General features: G+C 48.2%; 18 protein-coding genes. 9 read left to right on the top strand and 9 right to left on the bottom strand.

Annotation, left to right across the window (positions count from 1 at the left end):
- Positions 1-589: 589 nt before the first annotated feature.
- The 4 genes from OU421_RS09660 to glmM all read left to right on the top strand — a co-directional run bounded on the left by OU421_RS09660 (position 590) and on the right by glmM (position 4,000).
- Entirely contained in the window at positions 590-829 is a 240-nt protein-coding gene (locus OU421_RS09660; RefSeq protein WP_268185892.1) for a hypothetical protein, read from the top strand.
- 132 nt (positions 830-961) lie between these two features.
- Positions 962-1,876, top strand: coding sequence for a DUF5806 family protein (locus OU421_RS09655; protein WP_268185891.1), 915 nt, complete (start codon positions 962-964; stop codon positions 1,874-1,876).
- Positions 1,873-2,664 (top strand): molybdopterin-guanine dinucleotide biosynthesis protein B, encoded by a 792-nt coding sequence (gene mobB / locus OU421_RS09650; protein WP_268185890.1) that lies wholly within the window; start codon positions 1,873-1,875, stop codon positions 2,662-2,664. Before OU421_RS09655 ends, mobB begins: the two co-directional genes overlap by 4 nt.
- A complete protein-coding gene (gene glmM / locus OU421_RS09645) occupies positions 2,651-4,000 on the top strand; it encodes a phosphoglucosamine mutase (RefSeq protein ID WP_268185889.1) in 1,350 nt (449 codons plus the stop codon). The genes mobB and glmM overlap by 14 nt, the downstream gene beginning before the upstream one ends.
- Positions 4,001-4,019: 19 nt before the next feature.
- On the opposite strand, the gene OU421_RS09640 is transcribed toward glmM, so the two are convergent.
- A complete protein-coding gene (locus OU421_RS09640; RefSeq protein WP_268185888.1) occupies positions 4,020-4,616 on the bottom strand; it encodes a phosphoribosylanthranilate isomerase in 597 nt (198 codons plus the stop codon).
- Positions 4,617-4,929: 313 nt separating this feature from the next.
- Between OU421_RS09640 and OU421_RS09635 the strand changes: the two genes are divergently transcribed.
- A complete protein-coding gene (locus OU421_RS09635; protein ID WP_268185887.1) occupies positions 4,930-5,553 on the top strand; it encodes a HEAT repeat domain-containing protein in 624 nt (207 codons plus the stop codon).
- A 192-nt stretch (positions 5,554-5,745) separates the two neighbouring features.
- Here OU421_RS09635 and OU421_RS09630 read toward each other — a convergent pair whose 3' ends face one another.
- Positions 5,746-6,168 (bottom strand): universal stress protein, encoded by a 423-nt coding sequence (locus OU421_RS09630; RefSeq protein ID WP_268185886.1) that lies wholly within the window; start codon positions 6,166-6,168, stop codon positions 5,746-5,748.
- Between the two features lie 546 nt (positions 6,169-6,714).
- Here OU421_RS09630 and OU421_RS09625 point away from each other — a divergent pair.
- Complete coding sequence (locus OU421_RS09625) at positions 6,715-8,151, top strand: SulP family inorganic anion transporter (RefSeq protein ID WP_268185885.1); 1,437 nt, start codon at positions 6,715-6,717, stop codon at positions 8,149-8,151.
- 719 nt (positions 8,152-8,870) lie between these two features.
- On the opposite strand, the gene OU421_RS09620 is transcribed toward OU421_RS09625, so the two are convergent.
- Genes OU421_RS09620 through OU421_RS09605 form a run of 4 tightly spaced genes read right to left on the bottom strand, consistent with a single transcriptional unit; the run spans position 8,871 to position 13,064 of the window.
- Entirely contained in the window at positions 8,871-10,043 is a 1,173-nt protein-coding gene (locus tag OU421_RS09620) for an aconitase X catalytic domain-containing protein (RefSeq protein ID WP_268185884.1), read from the bottom strand.
- A gap of 6 nt (positions 10,044-10,049) precedes the next feature.
- A complete protein-coding gene (locus OU421_RS09615; RefSeq protein WP_268185883.1) occupies positions 10,050-11,291 on the bottom strand; it encodes a UbiD family decarboxylase in 1,242 nt (413 codons plus the stop codon).
- Complete coding sequence (locus tag OU421_RS09610) at positions 11,291-11,842, bottom strand: UbiX family flavin prenyltransferase (protein ID WP_268185882.1); 552 nt, start codon at positions 11,840-11,842, stop codon at positions 11,291-11,293. The genes OU421_RS09615 and OU421_RS09610 overlap by 1 nt, the downstream gene beginning before the upstream one ends.
- 16 nt (positions 11,843-11,858) lie before the next feature.
- The gene (locus tag OU421_RS09605) at positions 11,859-13,064 is read right to left on the bottom strand and encodes an HD domain-containing protein (RefSeq protein ID WP_268185881.1); all 1,206 of its coding nucleotides are present in this window, start codon (positions 13,062-13,064) and stop codon (positions 11,859-11,861) included.
- A 54-nt stretch (positions 13,065-13,118) separates the two neighbouring features.
- Here OU421_RS09605 and cofD point away from each other — a divergent pair, with 54 nt between their 5' ends.
- Genes cofD through OU421_RS09590 form a run of 3 tightly spaced genes read left to right on the top strand, consistent with a single transcriptional unit; the run spans position 13,119 to position 15,936 of the window.
- Entirely contained in the window at positions 13,119-14,039 is a 921-nt protein-coding gene (gene cofD, locus OU421_RS09600) for a 2-phospho-L-lactate transferase (RefSeq protein WP_268185880.1), read from the top strand.
- Positions 14,036-15,040 (top strand): DUF7544 domain-containing protein, encoded by a 1,005-nt coding sequence (locus OU421_RS09595; protein ID WP_268185879.1) that lies wholly within the window; start codon positions 14,036-14,038, stop codon positions 15,038-15,040. Before cofD ends, OU421_RS09595 begins: the two co-directional genes overlap by 4 nt.
- Positions 15,037-15,936: a 2-phospho-L-lactate transferase CofD family protein gene (locus tag OU421_RS09590; protein WP_268185878.1), complete on the top strand. Its 900-nt coding sequence runs from the start codon at positions 15,037-15,039 to the stop codon at positions 15,934-15,936. Before OU421_RS09595 ends, OU421_RS09590 begins: the two co-directional genes overlap by 4 nt.
- On the opposite strand, the gene OU421_RS09585 is transcribed toward OU421_RS09590, so the two are convergent.
- Genes OU421_RS09585 through OU421_RS09575 form a run of 3 tightly spaced genes read right to left on the bottom strand, consistent with a single transcriptional unit; the run spans position 15,933 to position 21,764 of the window.
- Positions 15,933-17,177, bottom strand: a complete 1,245-nt coding sequence (locus tag OU421_RS09585) for a hypothetical protein (protein ID WP_268185877.1) — start codon at positions 17,175-17,177, stop codon at positions 15,933-15,935. The genes OU421_RS09590 and OU421_RS09585 overlap by 4 nt on opposite strands.
- Positions 17,178-17,184: 7 nt before the next feature.
- Positions 17,185-21,285 (bottom strand): HEAT repeat domain-containing protein, encoded by a 4,101-nt coding sequence (locus tag OU421_RS09580; RefSeq protein ID WP_268185876.1) that lies wholly within the window; start codon positions 21,283-21,285, stop codon positions 17,185-17,187.
- 14 nt (positions 21,286-21,299) lie between these two features.
- Complete coding sequence (locus OU421_RS09575; RefSeq protein ID WP_268185875.1) at positions 21,300-21,764, bottom strand: universal stress protein; 465 nt, start codon at positions 21,762-21,764, stop codon at positions 21,300-21,302.
- Positions 21,765-21,790 lie beyond the last annotated feature (26 nt).

Below are 21,790 nucleotides of genomic sequence, written 5' to 3'. Positions count from 1 at the left end.
GAAAATGGGACGCAAACCAGCCAAATACACCAATACATCAATGGTGAGAGTATTTCGTGGAGAACAAATCCACCCACAATACACACACCACCAAAATCGTCCTATCCTTAAGTTCCCTCACGGGAAGTAAATTGTTCCCTCGAGGTGTTATTGTGAATAAGTAAATGCTGTGATTTTTGTCTTAATTGGAGCAATATAAGTGATTAGCTCTATTTTCATGCCAAATAGATTTGAATGCCGTACCTGCCTGCATCCAACTACGAATAAAAATTTTTGATATCCTAAAACATTAGGGAGAAAAAAGGCAGATACACGACCGATTCCTATAAAAGTCAGAGAAAATGTTCAAAAAATGGAAAATATGTATTGATTATTGGCCTGTTGATCTCCGGAACAGATTCTGATAAACCATATGATGCTATATGTATGCCATGCCCGTTTTTTGAACTTCTGCCAGATTTTCCCAGAACTCCAGAGAGATATATCGAAAACTCTTTTCCGGACCATCAGATACCGTCATCAACCTTTCACCGATAATATCCCGAGAGCTTTCAATGACAATACCAACAACTCTGAAAAATCCAGAATTATGACACCAAGGGTATTTTACGGCAAAAATTACCAAGAACACCAAAGAAGAAAAGGAAAAATGAACATTCTGTGCAGAATTATGGTGACCGCATCCCTCTCCAAATCAGAACTATTCACACCAGACGCATCTTTGGAAGAGACGAATCCCATACTAACAGCAATTATCGACAAACACCATCCACCACCTATATCTCAGGGAAATATGACACAAATTGACAAACAGAGACACAGAACATAAAATTCCGGAAGACGAATACCACAATACAAAACCACCCCCAAATTCCTGCCGAACCATATGTTGCTATATGTTCATACAAAAAACCGGAGATATCCCATAAGGTTGATGAATGGGACACCCCCATATTAATTGATGGTTGTTGAAGGGAATTTCCCGGAATACGAAAACGGGCAGAATACATCTCCTGTGCCAGAGGAAGAACTGCCCCGGGAAGAACAGCACGAACCAGCCACAGAAATGAACCCTATCTCAGGAGAATCCTCTGAAAAATCAGATGTCCCGGATACGGGAGGCGCAACTGAAGGGGAAGACCAAGAAGAATTAACTGAACATACCTCCCCTGATGACACCCCGGTCTCTTCAGAAAGAGCTGATGATTCCACTGCCGAATTAATCGATAAATCGTATGCGCAGATACAAAAGGAAGTGCAGGCCCTCCTCGGAATAAACGCTGATATGCCGGTCCTGCTACCAGGTCGCCCACCCCTCTCAGCCGAAGATGAGGAACGGATTAACAAATACCGTAAATTCCAGAAGGTGGATGGAGCAGCATACCGGCGGGTAAATCAGTTTCTCCGAAAACACACCTATGTTACAGCACGTGAGTGGGCCATAGCCCGCCTCTGTGCTGACTTTACCACCCGTGGCGGTGCAGAGATGACATTTATCGGTGAGAATCTGCCCGATCTGGTCCCTTTTATGACAGACACCTACTCACCGCAGGCAGTCAATCAGGCACGCAGTTCATTCAAACGGAAAGTCAGAAAATCAGGTGCCACATTTTTTTACGGGGCCCTCTGTGGGTTTTTTACCGCAGACGAACTGGACGACATTCTCTTTGAATCCTCAGAAGTAGCCCGTTTTCTTTTAGAAGTCGAGGGCACATCAATTGACATTGATGATGAGATAGATGTTGAAGACCGTATCACAGAAGTCATGCGTGAAGTGGCCGAAGCAGCGTCCATGATTAGAAACCGTGAACCTGCAAACATAGATGAAGAAACAGAAGAGGAAGACAAGATTCCCACAGACGGAGAGAAAAAATGAGAATTATCCATGTAGTCGGCAGGTCTAACAGCGGGAAGACCACTTTTATTCATTCCCTCATTCCCCTGCTCAAAAATCACGGGAAGACAGCGGTGATAAAGCACCTCCATTCACATCATTTTGAACTGAGCCCCGGGAAAGACACCACGACCCACTATGAACACGGGGCAGACATTGTCATCGGCACCGACCCTGAAAAAGCAATGGCTGCTATACGAAACGGTTCACTCTATGATATGCTCGACCTTCTCGCAGATCAGGGAGTGGAATACACCATTATTGAAGGACACAAAGCAGAATCATTTCCCAAGGTAGTCATTGGTGACCTGGAAATTGAGCAGTGCATTCTAAGGAATCCAAAGCCGGAAGATGTTCTGACACAGATCTCTGAGTTTGCTGAAGTTTTTACCCTTCAGGGACTGGTGCAGGAACTAAAACGGGACTGCATGTCAGATGAAACCGGATGTATCGCTGCATTCAATGGCATTGTCCGTAAGGTTACCGGCTCAGAGATCACCGAATCAATGGATTTTTCAGACACAACAACAATCAATGCACTCTCAGAAGATATACAAAAGGATATGGAACAGATTCCCGGTGTTCTTGGGGTGCGCTTCCACCACAGGACAGGTGTTATTCCCGCAGGTGATAACCTCACATACATTGCAGTTATTGCCAAACACCGGCAGGAAGCCTTTGCCGCACTGATGCAGGGAATAGACCGAATGAAACATGAATTACATGATGTAGGAAAAACACTGGAGGGAGAATACCATGGAAATGCCTAAAAAACAATTGTTTGGCACAAACGGAGTGCGGGGTGTCATCGGCGAACAGATGAACCCGGAACTGGTAATGAAAATTGGGATGGCACTCGGGAGCATGCGAAAAGGACGTATTGGGATTGGACGCGATACCCGCACATCCGGCCCGGCACTCTCCCGTGCAGTAATAGCAGGACTGCTTGCAACCGGATGTGATGTCGTTGACCTTGGCGTCCTCCCCACCCCTGCCGTCCAGTATCTGGTCCGTGAACACTTCGATGCCGGGGCGGTCATCACCGCATCTCACAACCCCCCTGAATATAACGGCGTGAAAATAATCGAAGGAGACGGAACAGAGATGGACGATGCAGAGACCATTCGCCTTGAACAACGTCTCTTTGCAGAAGAATTTACGCTTGCAGAATGGGAAGAGATGGGCATCCTCTCCGCGGCACCGGAAATGATATACGAGTATATCAATGCCGTTGCAGGGTACTGGAACAATTGCGATGCAGACGGAATGACTGTCGTTGCAGACCCGGGATCCGGCCCTGCCTGTGAAAGCACACCGAAGGTCCTCACACAGATGGGGTGCCACGTCTTCACTATCAACGGCATGATGGACGGGACATTCCCAGGAAGAATGCCGGAACCATCACCGGAAGGGCTTCAGCCTCTGGCAGAACTTGTCCGCGAAACAGGTGCTGCCTTTGGAGTCGCACATGACGGCGATGCAGACCGGGCAGTGTTTGTCGATGAAACCGGACACTATCTGGAGGAGAATGAACAGTTTGCCCTTGTCGAACGGTTCATCTGTTCTGAGACGCCCGGCATGGTCGTCACACCAGTCAGTACCTCATTCCTGGCGGAAAAAATTGCTGAAGAAACCGGATCTACTGTTGAATATACACGCGTTGGAAGTATCTCTGTCGCACGCAGGATGATGGCTCTTGCAGCAGAGGGAGAGACAGTTGTTTATGGAGGAGAAGGAAATGGCGGCCTCATTCTTCCGGGTCACCAGCACTGCCGTGACGGAGCGATGACTGCGGCAACGATGGTGGCACTCCTGAAATCGAGCGGAAAAACGCTCAGTGAACTCAGATCCACGCTGCCACCACATGCAATGCTGAAGGATAAGATATACACGGATTCCCCAAATGAACTTCTGGAAACTGCAAAGAATGCCTTTTCCGGCGATACCCTTGATCTAACAGATGGGGTAAGAATTAACCGAAAAGGGATGTGGGCACTTCTCCGTCCTTCCGGAACAGAACCATTTATGCGCCTTTATGTGGAGGCAGAAACAGAGGATGAAGCGCAGGCATTCAGAGATGAGATAACAAAAACCATCTCACTCTGAATTCTGCACACACATTCATTCATTTTTCCACCGATACTTCTGCATCCCTTACTGCCCGGATAAACGCACGAATTTTTGCATGATCTTTCATCCCTGGAGACAGTTCAACTCCGGTTGCTACATCCACACCATCCGGACGGACAATACTCACTGCCTCACTGACATTCTCTGGCGTCAGCCCACCTGCCAGATAGAACGGGATTGTTGCTGTATTCCTCACAAAAACAGAATACGCAGGATCATACTTTTTTCCCCTCCCCATACTCGCATCGACGATCACCGCATCGTAGTCATCCGGCACCGTCATCCCGGGGGCGATGACCCGGACTACACGAATCGAAGCTGGCACCATAGACCGGGGAAATGGATGATTAATCTGAATTTCATCAGGAGAAAGACGGCAAACAGCCTGGAGCTCATCCGGATCTCTGGTATGGGTGACACAGACACAGATTACCCCGGGAGGTAACGCTGAAAATATTTTCCGCACGTTGGCATCCGGTAGATTACGGGGCGATTCCGGCGAATGGCAAATTACCCCAATAGCATCTCCGCCTGCCGAGACTGCAGCCAATGCATCTTCTTTTGTAGTAATACCACAGATTTTAATCCGCATAATATGTTACCTCTGTAGTATTTTTGTGTCTACAGACGGATAACCACCATTGTCAGTGGAAAAACATGTGTATGCCAACCCGGAACAATATCCGGATATGGGATTTCTGTTTGACATCAGGAATAATGGCATAGTATCTCACGAAATATCATTTCCAGAAATCATATTTTTCAGATCAACGGATATATCCAGGTTATTAAATCATATGAGTGATTGGCAGAGAATTCATATTAAAATTCACTTTCGCACAATCCTTTGCCTCATCAGGATCATATTTAAATATCCTTTTATCTCATTGCCATTGTGGTTCATCATGCTTCATCCTGCCAAAGCCACTAAAGGTGTTTCTCTTACAGAAGAGGAACTCCAAAAAAAACGAACTGAGGCGATAGAGAAATATATCGCCCTCCTTAAAAGTGACAATCTTACCTTTCGATGGAAAGCGGCTGAAATACTGGGAAATATGCATGCGGCGGAAGCTGTCGGACCACTCATCGAATCTCTGAGAGACGAATACGTTGACGTCAGCTGGATCGCCGCCAAATCACTGGGCAAAATTGGTGACAAGCGGGCCACCATTCCCCTCATTGATTGTCTGGACAGTAAGGAACAGTGGCTGAGAAAGGGTGCCGCAACCGGACTTGGCCTGCTAAAAGATAAACGGGCAGTTGTTCATCTCATCAGACTACTGGAAGATAAAAAACCGAAAGTGAGAATTGCAGCAATTAAAGCATTGGTACTGATTGGTGACAAGCGGGCAACAGAACCTCTCTCACGCTGTATAAAGGACAGAAATAAAAAAGTGAAAAAAGAGGCAGTGGAGGCAATCGTGGCGTTTAGAGGAGATGAAGCCATAAAAATCCTCAACGAATCTCTCAATGACCCGGATATCAAAGACGCAGTTGAACAGGCGATCCGAAAAATCAAAAAAACGTGAATAGAAGAGATGAATGTAAACCCATTCTTAAAAACCATCAAATAACACAAGAACTCTCCATTTCTCTCAGATTCCCTTCTTCATTAATTGAATATGAACTTTTTCAAAATTCGGTTTATTGTGCCGGCAATTCATACCAGATGTCCAATAACAGTATCCAATCGTTCTTTCCTAAAATCGGGAACAACAACATTATTTTACAATCATAACCGGACATGATGCATGGTGAGCAACTCTCTGACTGACACTTCCCATAAATACTCCTTTAATTGTTCCCAGACCGCGGCTACCGATGACAATCATATCAGTTTTTTCTTTTTCAGCAATTTCAATAATTTCAGCCGCAGGATCTCCGATTGCCACCTTTAACGTATATGGAAGATCTTCCTTTTCAAAAATCTGGATTGTATCCTTAATTTCAGATCTGGCATCCTCTTCCAGAAGGGAATGGACATCAAAATTTGCCTTTGCCATCCTCGATTGTGAAGGAGGCGTGTTGATAATATACACCAGAATCACATGAGATGAGAGTTCCCTTGCAAGTCCTGCCGCTTCATCAGCTGCACGCCGTGCATTTTCAGAACCATCAGTTGCGAGAAGAATTTTTGTATACATGATATTTTTACTCCGGGTAAATCCCGTTCGAAAATTCCTTACACCAAATCCGGCATCCGGGTAGCAATTTATCCGGAATATCAGACGCAATGATGAAATATAGCATCCCAAAAACCACGCCGTCACCGGGTCTTACCACCCTATAAATTCGCGATAGAATCTGATTTACTCCCTATAAAGAAATAGCGATCCACCACACGAATAGATCTGCTATACAGCTGCAATAATAAATATGAATTGAACTATCATTATATGATTTCAGCCAAAAAAACCCGTAGAATATATTCATACACATACAGGATTTCCAAACCACGTTTATCGCAGTCTGATTATTCTGTCCTGCGTAATTATTAACACCCTGAGTCGCGAATTGTATTCACTTAACAAAATATCGCATATGAGGATTTTTCAATAATTCTTCCGTTAATTTGAATGAAAAATGGAGAATAACAAATATATATATCCACACAAATTAAATATAATTCCGCATTAAATCCAAAATATCGCACATATAATCAGTATTCTAATTTCATGGAGACATAATTCTTGAACGCGCAAAAAATTAAGGACGAATGGCTGTCAAACATACGGGGTGATGTACTGGCAGGAATCACCGTTGCACTTGCACTGATTCCTGAAGCCATTGCTTTTTCCATTATCGCTGGTGTCGACCCCATGGTTGGGCTGTATGCCTCATTCTGTATTGCCGTCGTCATATCCATTGCCGGAGGGAGACCGGGCATGATCTCTGCTGCCACCGGTTCAATGGCACTAGTCATGGTTGTCCTTGTACGGGATTTCGGAGTTGAATACCTCCTTGCCGCAACCATTCTCACCGGTATTCTGCAGTTTGTTCTTGGTCTTTTCAAAGTGGGCCGATTTATTTCTTTCATTCCATATTCTGTAGTGCTGGGCTTTGTCAATTCCCTTGCAATATTGATATTTCTTGCCCAAATCCCGTTTTTGATTGGCGCAACGCTTCTCGTATATGCAATGACCGCAGCAACAATCGGAATCATCTATATTCTTCCCCGGTTTACACGGGCAGTGCCGGCACCCCTTGTTGCTATTGTTGTGATGACTACTATTGCAATCGGGACAGGGCTACATGTCCTGACCGTAGGAGATTTAGGCTCAATTACACAGACACTCCCGACATTTCATCTTCCAATAGTGCCGCTAACCCTTGAAACACTGCTTATTATTCTTCCGTATTCAGCAACCCTTGTTATTGTAGGCCTTCTTGAATCGCTTCTTACTGCATCAATTATTGATGAAATGACTGATACACGAAGCAATAAAAACCGCGAAGTGAAGGGACAGGGAATTGCGAACTTCATTACCGGTTTCTTTGGAGGTATGGCTGGATGTGCGATGATCGGTCAGTCTGTCATCAACGTGACATCGGGAGGACGGGGGCGCCTTTCATCAATGACTGCGGGACTGTTCCTGATTTTTTTAATCATTGTTCTCGGTGATCTTGTGGAACAAATCCCCATGGCGGCACTTGTCGGTGTTATGATCATGGTCGCAATCGGGACATTTGAATGGCAGTCTGTTCAGGACATCGCCAAAATACCGAAGAGCGATGCATTCGTTATGCTTGCAACGATCGCGATTGTTGTTTACACACATGACCTTGCAAAAGGTGTGTTAACGGGCGTTGTGCTTGCTGCCCTTGCAATGGCATGGAAAATGTCAGTCATCTCCGTTTCAGACACTGCACGGGAAGACGGAGTGAAAGTCTATACTGTAAGAGGACAGTTGTTCTTCGGAACAATGAGAGCATTCATCGACCTTTTCGATTATGCCGGTGATCCAAAAAAGATCGAGATTGACTTCCGCAATTCCCATATCTGGGATCAGTCCGCCGTCGAGGCAATTGCACGGGTAATCGACAAATATCAGCAGGAAGGTGCATCGGTTTATGTAACAGGCCTGGATATAGAAAGCCAGAAGACACTCGACAAGGGATTTTCCTAAAACCGGTTAATCCGATTTGCGAAATCAACGGATCTACTGAACCATGTGGTATATAATCAGTTCCCTGTCGCACAGGGACTTTCACTCCTTCTTTGATGATTTATTGATGGCTCTCATCCTTATATTGTCAACCTCAGAATAAGGGGGATCCCTCGGGGTGACAGACATCCGGATTGCTGTTTGCTCCTATCCTGTACCAGCGGATCAATCCATGTTTCGAGGAATTACAAATCACCCCCACCCGGTTAAGCAATGATAAATAGCCTTGAATATGGGGGCTGTACCATGAGAAAAAATGCCCACACAGAAGCACGGAGTGGACCGTTCATGACCGGAGATTACCCATACGTCCCCCCAAAAATCATGCGAATATAGGGCGCTCAGTACTTCACAATAAATCGCGTATTTAGCAAATAAAGGGCATTACAGCCCATATTTTCAGGCAGGAAATACTCGTCCAAATTACGTCCATTTTGCCGCCGAATTCCCCTACAGAGAGGGACAAAACGGTCAGAAAATAAGGAGTAGGGCAATAAACCGGTTCCCTTATTCATCAAGCTGAATTACCCCACAAAAATGGAATTCCCCTCTTATGCAACATTTTCAATGGGTGTGTTTACGAATAATAAAAATCGGAAATTGATTAAATTTCGCACCCGTTCATACCACATACATAAGCAGGCGAACAGGAATAATTCGGCCAAAAATGTGATATTTGATTATTCACCCAGTGCAGCAGCAATGCATTCCTCAGTTGAACCAAGAACTGCTGCAGCACCGCACATATTCGGCACATACGCGAAAGCCTTTCCGGAATTGACCATAATTGTGCCAAAATGATCCATTCCGGGAGAGACAACGATGCAGGTGTCCTCCCATACCTTTGCACCCGACATCTCAATAGTTCCCACAAGATTTGGATTCGCCTGTGCAACTCCCCGTGCAGCAAATATGTAGAGTGGTATTTTTACCGTTTTTCCCTTCAGAAGGCCCGCAATCTCCTCAAGTTCGTCCTCTGAGCAATGCGGACATCCAATTGCCACTGCATCAACAGTCTGTTCCTTAAATATGGCCTCAATCTCTTCACCGGTAATGGTGATCGTTTCAAGAACAGAGATATCCATCCCACGTTCCCTCAGAACACGGGAATCGGGAGTGATTCCGTCAACATGATACAGCGCCACCGCACCACTCGCAGCCATTGCAGCACCCAGCGCCTTCAGCTGATCACGGTTTGGCCGAATTCCGGTGAAGATAGGCACACGATTTCCTGCCTCCTTCCCCGCCAGATACCCGATGGCACCGTAATGACTGGCATGAACTGTTTCCTCCGCTTCTATTCGAAACGCCACCTGTGGCATCCTGTTTTCCCAGAGATGCAACCCATAGTATGGTGTCTTCCCGATAATTGCCGCAGCAAGCGCAGACGGGCCACCTTCACGGTTTGTCCGGGCACCGATCACAGAGTTTGCATAACTCACTGCGGATGACTCTGACCATGCAACATGATCCCCATAGGATGTCCGGTTGATATAGTATGGAGTGCAGGTACACTCCAGTTTGACGCCAAGCCGACGGTATGCCTGCAGGACAGCATTCTGCTTATCTGCAAAATCAGACGGGATACCCATCTCCTGCCATCGTTCACGCGGCATCCCGATGGGGTTTAAAACAGCAGGCACTGCCACCCGTGCGTCAAGACTTCTCAGCCATTCAAGTCCCCATTTCCCTATTGTCTTATACGATGCACCTGCCACCTGTGCACTGGTGATTGGTACAAACTTCTCTGCCCCGAAGACCTTCCCCAGAGCGACGAGGATCTCCATCATTTTCCTGCGGGTTTCGCCATATTCTCCTGCAAGAATCTTTTCATCTTCTGAATCAAGGTACATTATATATCAGTCCCATTCTGCCCGGATAAACTTCTCTTCTTCGCCCATGACCATGGTGGCATCGATCCCCATCTTCACATTGGTGCCGTCACCAATACGACAGGGGTCAAGAGATGAACCACGGACACCAACAATAACCATCACATCACGATCGGCACGCACACGGGTTGCAATGGCATACTCCACATCCTCCATACGGAACGGGTTGATATCCTCATCAACCACCACCACATGTTTCAGGGATGTATGGGCAGCAAAGGCCGCCATAATCGCATTTTTCGCATCACCCTGCGTGCTCTTTTTTATTTGGACAATACCATGCAGATACCCACATCCTCCGGTTGTCAAGACCACGTTTTTAACGCGGGTTACACCTGCAACCGCCTGGAAGATCTTTGGTTCATAGGGCATCCCCATCAGGATTTTATGTTCATTGCCTGCCGGAAGAATACCGTGATAGATGGCATCCGGCTTCATGTACATCCCGGTCAGTTCAATCACCGGTCCCTGCCGGATAGGATCATACGTGCCGGTGATATCCACGAACGGACCTTCTTCTGTGGTCTCACTGCCGATATACCCTTCCAGCACAATCTCTGCATCCGGCACACGTACACCGTTTGAACAGGTATTCAGTGAAATATCCCCACCCAGGAGTTCAGCAGCATACTGCATCTCCTTTCCCTGCGGAACACGAGTGCAAGAGGCAAAGGTCACTGCCGGGTGAGTGCCGATGGTTATTGCAACAGGCAGGCGTTCACCATCTGCAAGGGCATCCTGGAGGAGTGAATGAGTATGCCTCCCCTCTACAAGACGAGCCGCCAGGCGCTTTTCATCCAGCACCTGCATACGATGAATGGACGCATTCTCCACACCACCATATTGCGAAAAGACAACCGCTGATGTCAGATATCTCCCTGCATCAAGAGGGAAATGCTTCATCACCGGAAGAGAGCTCAGATCCGGCTGACCCATATTCAGCCGTTCCCCCTCCATAATTGTCCCATTCTGCCCGGTTGCTGCCAGACGCGGCACAATATCATGTTCAGGGACACCCAGTGCACAGGAGAGGGACGCTCGCGATGCAGTCACATTCATCACGCCCTTTCTGTCACCGTCCAGTTTGTGGAAGAAGAGCAGATCATCGGTCTCACTCGCCAATTTCGGGGCTTCAAATATGGTTGAACAGGGGTCTTCAATATCAATGACTCTCCCTTCCTCCCGCATTTTTTCAATAAAATTTCGCATTAGTATTCACCACTCCATCGTGTACTGAGAGTATGTTCAATGTTCAGGTGGTCAAGGACACGGGCGACAACCATGTCGATAAGGTCCTCAATAGACCGGGGTCGTGTATAAAACGCCGGGCTGATAACCATGATTGTTGCCCCTGCTTCATCCAGAGATAGCATATTCTTCAGATGAATCCGGGAAAGAGGCATCTCCCGCGGCATCAGAATGCATGTTCGCCTCTCTTTCAGGCAGACATCTGCAGTTCGCGTGATGAGATTATCTGAAAATCCCGATGCAATGGCAGCAAGTGTCTTCATACTGCATGGAATGACAACCATCCCGTCATACCGGAATGAACCGCTTGCAAGGTCCGCAAACATATTGGCATTATCTGCATAGACCACGTCAAACCCTGAGAAATCCACCCCTTCGTATTCTGCAATTTTGTGTGCAATATCTGAGATAATGAGATGCACCTCTGCCCTGTCCTGGAGAACCTCCAGAAGGCGCCGTGCATACACCATCCCGCTTGCACCGGTAACTGCCACAACAAATCGTTTCTTCATAACAACAACTGCCTGCCTATAGGATTAGTTTGTCCTGCTTAGTTGGCTTTTTGATCGATAATACCCTGCCTGCCGCATCCGCAACTACCTCCTGCTGACCGGGCACGGTATAAATTCCCAGTCGCCACTGCCCCTTCCGGGCCTTGTTAAGGGCGGTCAGGAGGGGAGACAGCTCTTCCAGTGATTTCAGGTCATAATGGTTTTCGACCCTGACTCCCATCCGCATCTCAGAGGGGAACGCCGGGATATCCACAAGAACCGTTATCTCATCGATTCCAGCCTCTGCAGCAATAGCGCCCGCAATTTCCCGTGACCGGATTACAGAGACACCTTCCCGATACCCTTCAGCATTGACCTGATCCTGGCCCACATATACGGCACGTTTATACAGGCGGCGGCCAAGGATTCCCCGGGTCAGACTGACAGCCTCCTTTGAAGGCGAAGAGAGAAGGGCGGCGATAAAAGCAAAATCGTCCATCCGCACCAGCTCGTGGTACGCCTCTTCCCCCATTGCAGTGGCATGTGCAAAACTCGCCATCACTATCATTGATTCTGCAATCCGCGACACATGATGATAATATACCGAGGGGCGCATGAGTGTCCGTGCCAGGAGCAGAGATTCTGCAGAATGAATCCCGTTCTCACGGAGATAGAGACCATATTCTTCATTTATTGCACTACTGTGAATCAGCCGGTCAGGGTCCACCGTGCCGTATGGCACACCGGTATAATGCGCATCGCGCATCAGGTAATCCATCCGATCAACATCAAGATCACCGTGAATGATCCCTGCATACCGGTGACTCCCATCTACCATCGCAGCAATCTCGTCCGGGTCAACACCCGCCTTCGAGAGAGAAGGACCCAGATCCTCAATTAAAAGGTGTGCAATGTCATCATGCCCTCTCCCACAAAATTCATTCAGGAGAGGCTCTGTTGCGTGCGAAAACGGCCCGTGGCCGATATCATGCAAGAGGCCGGCTGCCTCTGCAAGACGGCATTCCGCATCATCAAAACCAAGTTCGCGGGCCATAGTACCTGCAAGATACATCGTCCCCACAGAATGCTCAAATCGTGAGTGATTCGCACCGGGATACACCAGATGAGAAAAACCAAGCTGCCGGACATACCGGAGGCGTTGGACGTGGGGGGCATCAAGAAGGGGGAGGAGGTCGTCAGATACACGGACATGCCCGTGTACAGGGTCTTTTATTGTCTTCATCTCTGCCTTCAGTTAAGAATCAACATATATTTGGTGATAAAACTATTGTGTGACATGATAACATTCCTCTCCGGCGGGACCGGTACCCCGAAACTCATGCGGGGATACCGGACACTCATGGAAGACCATGAGATGACAATAATAGTAAACACAGCAGAGGACATGTGGTTCTCCGGTAGTCACCTCTCACCAGACCTTGATACGGTAATGTACCTCTTTGCAGACCTTCTTGATACAAAGAGGTGGTGGGGAATTGAAGATGATACCACAGCCACCAGTGCATTCCTGGAAAAAATCGGATATCCCGAACCGGTAACCCTCGGTGACCGGGACCGTGCAGTCAATATCGCACGCGCAGAGATGCTCCGCGCAGGGATGACTCTGACTGAGGCAACGAAACATCTCTCAACCCGCCTCCAGTGCGACGCAACCATTCTACCAATGTGCGACACAGAAGTGACTACCTGTATTCAGAGTGACGGGACTGAGATGCACTTTCAGGAATACTGGGTCGGACACCGGGGAGCAGTACCTATCGATGCGGTTATCCGAAGATGCAGTGCACAGCCGAGTGCAACCGAACAGGTACTGCAGGCAATCCGTGATGCTGATGCCGTGATCATCGGCCCGTCAAATCCGGTCACAAGCATATCCCCCATCCTTGAATGCGAAGGGGTAAAAGACGCACTCAAAGACCAGTTTGTAATAGTCATAAGTCCGTTTATCGGGGATGCCCCCGTAAGCGGCCCTGCCGCAGAACTGATGATGGCATGGGATATGGCACCAAACGGGCAAGCCACCTACGATCTCTACCGGGATTTCACAGACATTTTTATTCAGGACATCCGTGATCCTGTCCCCATAGACGGGGCCATCCGTCTGGACACACTCATGACAGACATTGAGGCAGCTGAAACACTTGCAGAAAACATTCAGCAGATTATTGACACAGAAAAAGACCGTAGGAATTCATGACACAGGACCATTACGCATTTCGTGAGATTGACCGTGCAATAGCAAAGACAAGATCCATCCTTATTCCCTTTGACGCAGGGATCTGGCTCCGTCTTGCGCTCATTGCCCTCTTTGCCGGAGGAGCAGCAGGTGGTGTGCAGTTTTCTACCGGAACGCTTTCTCCTGAAGATTTGGGTGACGGAACGTATCTCAGCTCCCTAATTCCTCAGAACACAGATGCCCTCATTTCAGCTCTGCTGATCATCGGGGGCATTCTGCTCGGCGTCGGCCTCATATACCTCTTCCTGAATGGAATATTCCAGTTCATCTTTATAAAGGCACTGGGAGCGGACAATATCCGGATACGAACATACTTCCGCGAGAGTACCGGGCCTGGGATCCGGTATTTCGCCTTCCTCTTTATATCATCAACCTTCTTTTTTGGACTCAGTCTGGGTCTTGCATATCTTCTGTTGGCTCCCCTTGCAGGCACTACAGCCCTGGGAGCAGTATTTGCGCGAAGAGTTCTGACCTTTGCCATGCTGATGCTCATTCTCCTGATCCCATACCTTATCATCCTCATGCTGACAACAGATTTCGTTGTCCCCATTATGAACGTCGACCAATGCGGTATACTCTCAGGATGGAAACAATGCCTGTATCTGTTCAGCAGAGAAAAAACCGAAGCAGTGCTCTACACCGTCATGAAACTCGTGCTTTCCGTCTGTGTGAGTATTATCCTCTCTCTGGTTCTGGTCATTGTAGGAATCGGAGCGGGCATCCCCCTGATGGGAATACTAATGGCAGCAGGAGGGCCACAAAACATCTCCCTGACGTCACTGGCTCTTCTTTTTGCCATATATTTTGCCGTGGTAACCTTCTGCGGCCTGATGGCAAGTGTTCCGTTTGTGACATTCCTGCGCACCTATTCGCTCTATGTCATTGGAGATTTCGACCACAGATATTCTCTCCTTCAGGACACATCATCACCAGACAAGGGGGAGGTCATGAAAGAAGCATGATCACCTTCATCTCAGCCGGCAGGAAATCAGCGCGTCTCATTGCGGGATTTCGTTCTTTCATGGATGACCCGTCAATTACCGTCATCACTCCTTCAGCATATACCAGGGAGTCGCCATGCGGTTGCGCTGCTCCGGATATCGACACACTGACATTTCTCTTCGCAGGTATCCTCAACACGAAAACATGGCAGGGTATTCAGGGAGATACCTGCACGACGCACCGCGCCCTCCAACGCCTCGGAACAGATGAACCACAACGAGTGGGGGACCAGGAACGTGCCCTGCACATCTCACGGGCAGAAAGATTGAAAGATGAACGCCTCACGAATGTGACAAACACCATCAACCGCACCTATGGCATTATGGCACAAATCCTACCCGCCACCGATGATATCGGGGAATGGTCAGTCACCACCCCGTCCGGACAGACTTCACTCGCCCAATACAGGACGTCATATAGTGATGACACCCATGCGTGCGCTGTTCATGCCCCGCCAGGCAATGTCCCTCATGCAAGCGCAGAATCAATTGAAGCAATCAAAAACAGTGACGTTGTGATAGTTGGTCCCGGCAGGCCTGTCACCGGCATCATGCCCGCGCTGATGTGTTCAGGAATACCAGAAGTTCTCAGGGACGTCCCCGTCATCTCATTCGTCCCGTTTACCAGCGAACGGAGCATGGCCCAGGACACACGGGTATATACTCAGGATACTGTGGGCGAATGCCCTGCCTATACTTCATTCACGGATCTCTACCTGATCGATATACATGACCCACTCCACGTTGACGGTGCCCTCCCCGTAGATACACGGATGGGTTCACGCAGCCGGAGGGATTCCCTCGCGTGGGACATAATGGCACTCACCGAAGGCCTGAAAAAAGAGTATGCCCGCTAATTTCCAATATCCGAGAATGCTTCTGCAACGTTTTGAATGAAATCGACAAAACCCATACACCCATCAATAATGACCTGGAAAAATCCGAAGATTCCTTCGATATCAATCTCCTGAATCCCTTCAATTTGCTGTGAGTCAGGAAAATCAAAACCTAATACCGTCTGAACGGGCGTGGGAGAAGATGTCGGAGATGAAGAAGGGGTAACAACGGCACCAGCTGTATATCCTCCGATTGTCAGTCCTGCATCTGAACACATGCCCGCAAGGTATGTCATTGCATTGTCCGCTTTATTATAGGCATTCACCGCATACTGCTGTGCCCCTTCCTCATCACCAGAGATATTCTTCTCATCTGCCAGAACAAGAAGCATCTCAGCATTATCGCGATATGAGAGGACAACAAGAATTCCCTGTTCATCGACACCTCCGGCATCGCGGTACTCTGCTATTGCGGGCTCAATTGCAGCGATCATTCTACGGGCATTCTGAAAATGGTTTTGGGTTACAGAGTTCGTAAGCGCTGAGAATTCAGCATCCAGAACAGAATCAGCCTCAGAGAGTGCAGCATAGGCATTTCGAATATCCATTTGTCGGGAACCATCAATGAGATCCCGTACATCTGCCGCCACCCCCTCGGCTGCAGAAGTATCCATCCCTGCGACATAGGCAACATTGATCTCTTCTTCAAAACGTGCCAGGTCATTTTCGGTCTCTGTCCGCATTGCATCCACTGCTGCGAGGTCAATGATGGGAATCGTCTCCGATACGGAATCAAGTACTGTTGACCCGTCTCCTGCGATATGTTCGATGGTGATCACGTCTACCTGACTGGTACCCGTCAGATATTCAGGGACAATCCCTTCGAGATGAACACGCAGTTTGGTAACAGACGAACCGGGATTATATAATTCAAAGCCTGTTACCGTGAGATATCTGCCACTGCGTGTACCAATCGGCATTTCACGGTCATCAGCAATGATAACCGCATCCCACGATGCAGACCCCAGGTCCGTATAGACGGTTATGAACTCATTCATCGACGAAACGTCGTAGATTATCTCAATATCGGCGGTGACCGCTTCACCCAGTACCACCTGCTCTCCAGGTGTGAGAGAAGGACCGGTAGTAATGGTGAAAGCGGCAACAGGGAGAATAAACCACCAGATAGCAAGCAAAACCAGAACTGCACGCATAAATCCGCGCCGTGGTAGTCCAAAAATGGCGCCTTTGTTCATAATCATAGTATCATCATCTTTCAATTTTTTGAATGATCTTCTCCAGACACCGCTTTCCATCATCATCCTTTGAGGAAGCAGCTTCACGTATGAACGGTATTGCACCTGCATCCATCTCTGCAAGTGACTCTGCAGCCTTATCAGAAATTGCACCATAACCACCCGTTACAATATGAGCAAGACCGAAAATACCATCTCGTCCACCGATTGATAGGAAAATTTCCACAATCGTATTTTGCACAGAAGACGGCATTGTGGGCACCAGTTCCAGAAGAATGTGTGCGGTTTTGGCCCCTCCCTCTTTCAGAAGAGTTGTTTTCCCGGTTGCAAGAAGGAAGAGCGATTCTTCCTCAGCGTCTTCCGGAGACCAGCCAATCTTAGATAAAAGGGTTGCGGCATGCATCGCAAACGCTCTGTCACTCCCCTTCATTGCAGAGATTAGGTCCCGTTTCAGACTGCTGTCTTCGTCATACAGATCAACCAGAAGAGCAGAGGACAGAGATTCATCCCCTCCCTCAATACGAATCACCAGTTCTTCACATATGTGGGAATCCATACAGACATTCCGTGAATCATAGACCTCATCAACCATATCTCCGGATGGCGGTGCATTGAAGGGAGGAGTGCCATCTGAAGATTCCGCTCTTCTTTCAGGATGAAAACCAATGATTGCATCAGCATTCTCAGCTGCAGCAAAGGCTTCTTCAAACAGATGGATATCTGCACCATCCTCGCCTGCAAGGCTGGGATCAATCTCATACAGTGCCAGAAGAGCGGCATTTTTCACTTCCCCTTCTGCTCCTGCAATAAAAATCTTCAACGGTTCAATGGCACGATAATCATGCATGACTATTGCTGCCCGTATTGCTTCCCTCACACGGCTATCAGAATCTTCGAGGTGGGGAATAAGGAATTCCAGTGACCGGACATCACATATTTCTCCCAGTGCCGTCGCCGCAGCAATGCGGATATCGGGGCCCTGCCTCTGAAGTGACTGGATAAGAAGAGGAAGACCAAACTGCCCATATGTTGCAGCCGCATGCGCTGCAGCACCACGAACCACCGCATCTTCATCAGAAAACAGGTTCAGGATGTACGGGAACGCCCGGTCGTTGTTCATTATCTCAAGAGACCTAACGGTAGCAAGACGTACTTCAACCGAAGGATCCTTCGAAAGCAGAGAAAGCATCTTTATCATCGATGGTTGTCCGATAGACCCGAGGGCATCTGCAACTGCGGTCCGCACAATCTGACTTCTGTCATAGGCAGCCTTCATGATATACGAATAGGCACGTTCACCTTTCATGGAAAGCACGTCAATTGCAGCAGCGCGGATAGCTTCATCCCTCGAAGACAAAGCAGCAACCGCCATCTCAAAGGAGATATTGTGGACTTCCACTCCCTCTTTGATAATTGCATAGATCTGCTCCGTTGCAATCTTCTGCAGTCTGAGCCATTTAAACCCTTCAAGCACCCGTTTCTGGGTTTCCCGCATTTCAGATTCGGAGGGACCTTTGACCTCTTCTGTCGCCGGAATCATCTCCTTCTCAGCCTCCTGCATTTTTTGATTCTGTTCACGTCTTAAACGGTGTTTTTCTTCAGATTTCCTAAAGAGACTAACAATCTCCTTTTGCCGAGATTCAGGGAGGGGGGGGAGAATATTCTCCAGTTCCTGTGATGCATCAGAACCCAGTCCCGCAAGAGCATATACTGCGCCCGGCCACTCATTATCCCCGGTACGCACAATCCTGATGAGATCCGGAATGACCGGAACACCGAGCTTTATGACTGCATCCCAGTTTCCGCGGGCAATGGTATACCGTATTTGATCCCCCCGTGTACGGGGAGTCCATCCATGTCGTTTCAGTGCATGCGCCGCATCAATACGAACCTGTGAATCCGCATGCCCCAGTGCTTTTTCCAGACGCTGTAGTGAATCCGCGGTATCAAAGTGCATAAGTGCAGAGACAGCGGCAATACGGACTTCCGGGTCACGGTCATCCACACACGGCAGAATAGCAGGCACTGCCCGACTATCACCTATTTCGCCCAGCGCAAGTAGGGCGCGCCTTCTCTGAGCAGGGTCATCCCTCTTTACCAGAGAGAGCAAAAAGGGGAGCGCACGTTCTTTCAGTCCGATAAGTTCGTCCCAGTCATCAGATAAGAAGAAAAACATCGGTTTTTCATCAGGGTTTTCCGGAGTCCAGCCAAGATTGTGCAGAAATCTGGCTGCATTGCGCTGCTCTTCACCGTCTGCATGATATAATTTCTGAATGTTTTCACGCCGTAAACGATGTTTTTCCTCAGATTTCCTAAAGACACTGACAATAGCTTTTTGCTGCGATTTAGGGAGTGACGGAAGAATCATCTGCAGTTCATGTGCTGCATCAGGACCCAGTTCTGCCAGGGCATATACTGCACCCGGCCATTCATTATCCTCAGTACTCACAATACGAATGAGATCCGGAATGACCGGAACACCGAGCTTTATGACTGCATCCCAATTTCCGCGGGCAATGGTATAACGCATTTGGTCTCCCTGTGTCCGGGGAGCCCATCCTTTTCGTCTAAGTGCATGTGCCACATCAATACGGACTTGAGAATCATCATGTTGCAGAGCACGCACCAGAAGCTGCTCTGTTTCAAAAGTATCATAGCACGCAAGTGCAGAGACAGCGGCAATACGGACTTCCGGGTCACGGTCATCCACATGAGACAGAATAGCAGGCACTGCCCGACTATCACCTATTTCACCCAGCGCCTGTAGGGCATGCTTTCTCTGTGCAGGGTCATCCTTTTTCAACAGAGATAATAGAAGGGAGAGCCCCTTTTCTTTTAGCCCAATAAGCTCATCCCAGTCGCCACACAAAAAGAAAAACATCGGTTTTTCATCAGGGTTTTTCGGAGTCCAGCCAAGATGGTGCAGGAATCTGGCCGCATTACGCTGCTCTTCACCGTCTGCATGATATAATATATGGATATTTTCACGCCGTAAACGATGTTTTTCTTCAGATTTCCTAAAGATACTAATAATCGTTTTTTGCTGTGACTCCGGGAGGGAAGGGAGAATGCCTTTAAGCTCCTGTACTGCAGCAGGACCCAGTTCTGTTAGGGCATGTACTGCGCCCTGCCATTCATTATCTCCGGTACGCACAACCCGGATGAGATCGGGAACGACCATTCCACCGAACCCCTTAACGGCATCCCAGTTTCCACCAGCGATAGTAGAGCGGATTTGTTCATTGCGTGTCTTCGGGATCCAGCCTTTCCGTTTTAATGCATGTGCAGCCTCAATACGAATTTGTGAATCATTGTGGTTCAGGGCGTTGACCAGAAGCCGTTCAGTATCCGGAGAGTCAAACCGGGCAATTGCAGATACTGCGGCAATACGAACTTCGGGATCACGGTCATCCACACACGGCAGAATGACAGATATTGCACGTCTGTCTCCTATTTCTCCTAAAGTCTGTATAGCATGCCTTTTGAGATCCGGATCATTCTCTTTCACAAGGGAGAAGAGAAGAGGCAGAGAATGTTCTTTTAGCAGTAGAAGCTCATTCCAATCCTCACATAAATAGAAGAAAACAGGTTTTTCTTCAGGTTTTTCCGGTGCCCAGTCAAGACTTCGAAGACAGGTTGCTGCTGTACGCTGTTCTTCCCCATCTGTGTGATACAATTTCTCTTTTAACACCGGAATTCCCGCTTTCCCAATATATCCAAGCAGAAAAATTGCCCCAAGCCTTGTGTTTCGATCTTGACTGCCTGTACCGGTCACGATTGCGTCAAATGCATCATCACCGCATCTGATAGCGGCCCGACCAAGAGCGCGCCCCATCTCGGGGCCGACATGTCTCGCCAACGCAAAAACAGCCGGATGGTCTGGCCCCCCGGATTGCACAATTCCCAGTGCAGCATTCTTCATATCACCAGCACTCAGACTGTCAAGCACATCTGCAACCGATTGCGGGTCCCTCTCAGACAGTATCAAAAGAGCACGAAGGGCCGTTGCAGCATCGCCCCCAATTCCTTTTAGAAAATATCGGACAATGCATTGATACTCACGACTCTCAATACACTGCTCCAGTGTGGGTTCGGACCGCCTGAAAAAACCCATATTATGTTATTCCTTCATTTTAACCGCACAACCAAGGTATTTGTCCGGGCATGCGTCACAACTGCAGAACTTACGCTACCCAGCAGAAGTGCCTCAAGACCCGTCTTTCCGGTGGAACCCAGCACAATACAGTCTGCACCGACTTCCTCAGCGCACCGGAGTATCTCTTGCCGGGGGTCTCCCCATACCGGGTGCAATGTCACAGAGACACCAACATTCTCTGCTTCTTTCTCTGCATCACCAAGCGCTTTTTTTGCCTCTTCAGCCAGATATTCAGTGATCAGTTCATAATTTACATCAATAGCATCCGGTTGTGGACTGACAACCATCGACTCCAATGCACCCGGATTTGTGACACAAATCACATGCAGACGAGCATCATGTCTCAGTGCTTCCTCTGCTGCAGCATGCACTGCATTCAAAGACTCGGAAGAACCATCCGTTGCAACAAGAATTGTGGAAAACATCTCTTCTATCAATGGATTTCTTTCATAGAGGAGAGATT

The organism is Methanogenium organophilum, assembly GCF_026684035.1.
Lineage (GTDB): Archaea > Halobacteriota > Methanomicrobia > Methanomicrobiales > Methanomicrobiaceae > Methanogenium > Methanogenium organophilum.
Note: the sequence above shows the minus strand (reverse complement) of the source record. Positions and strands in the feature narration are given on the sequence as shown.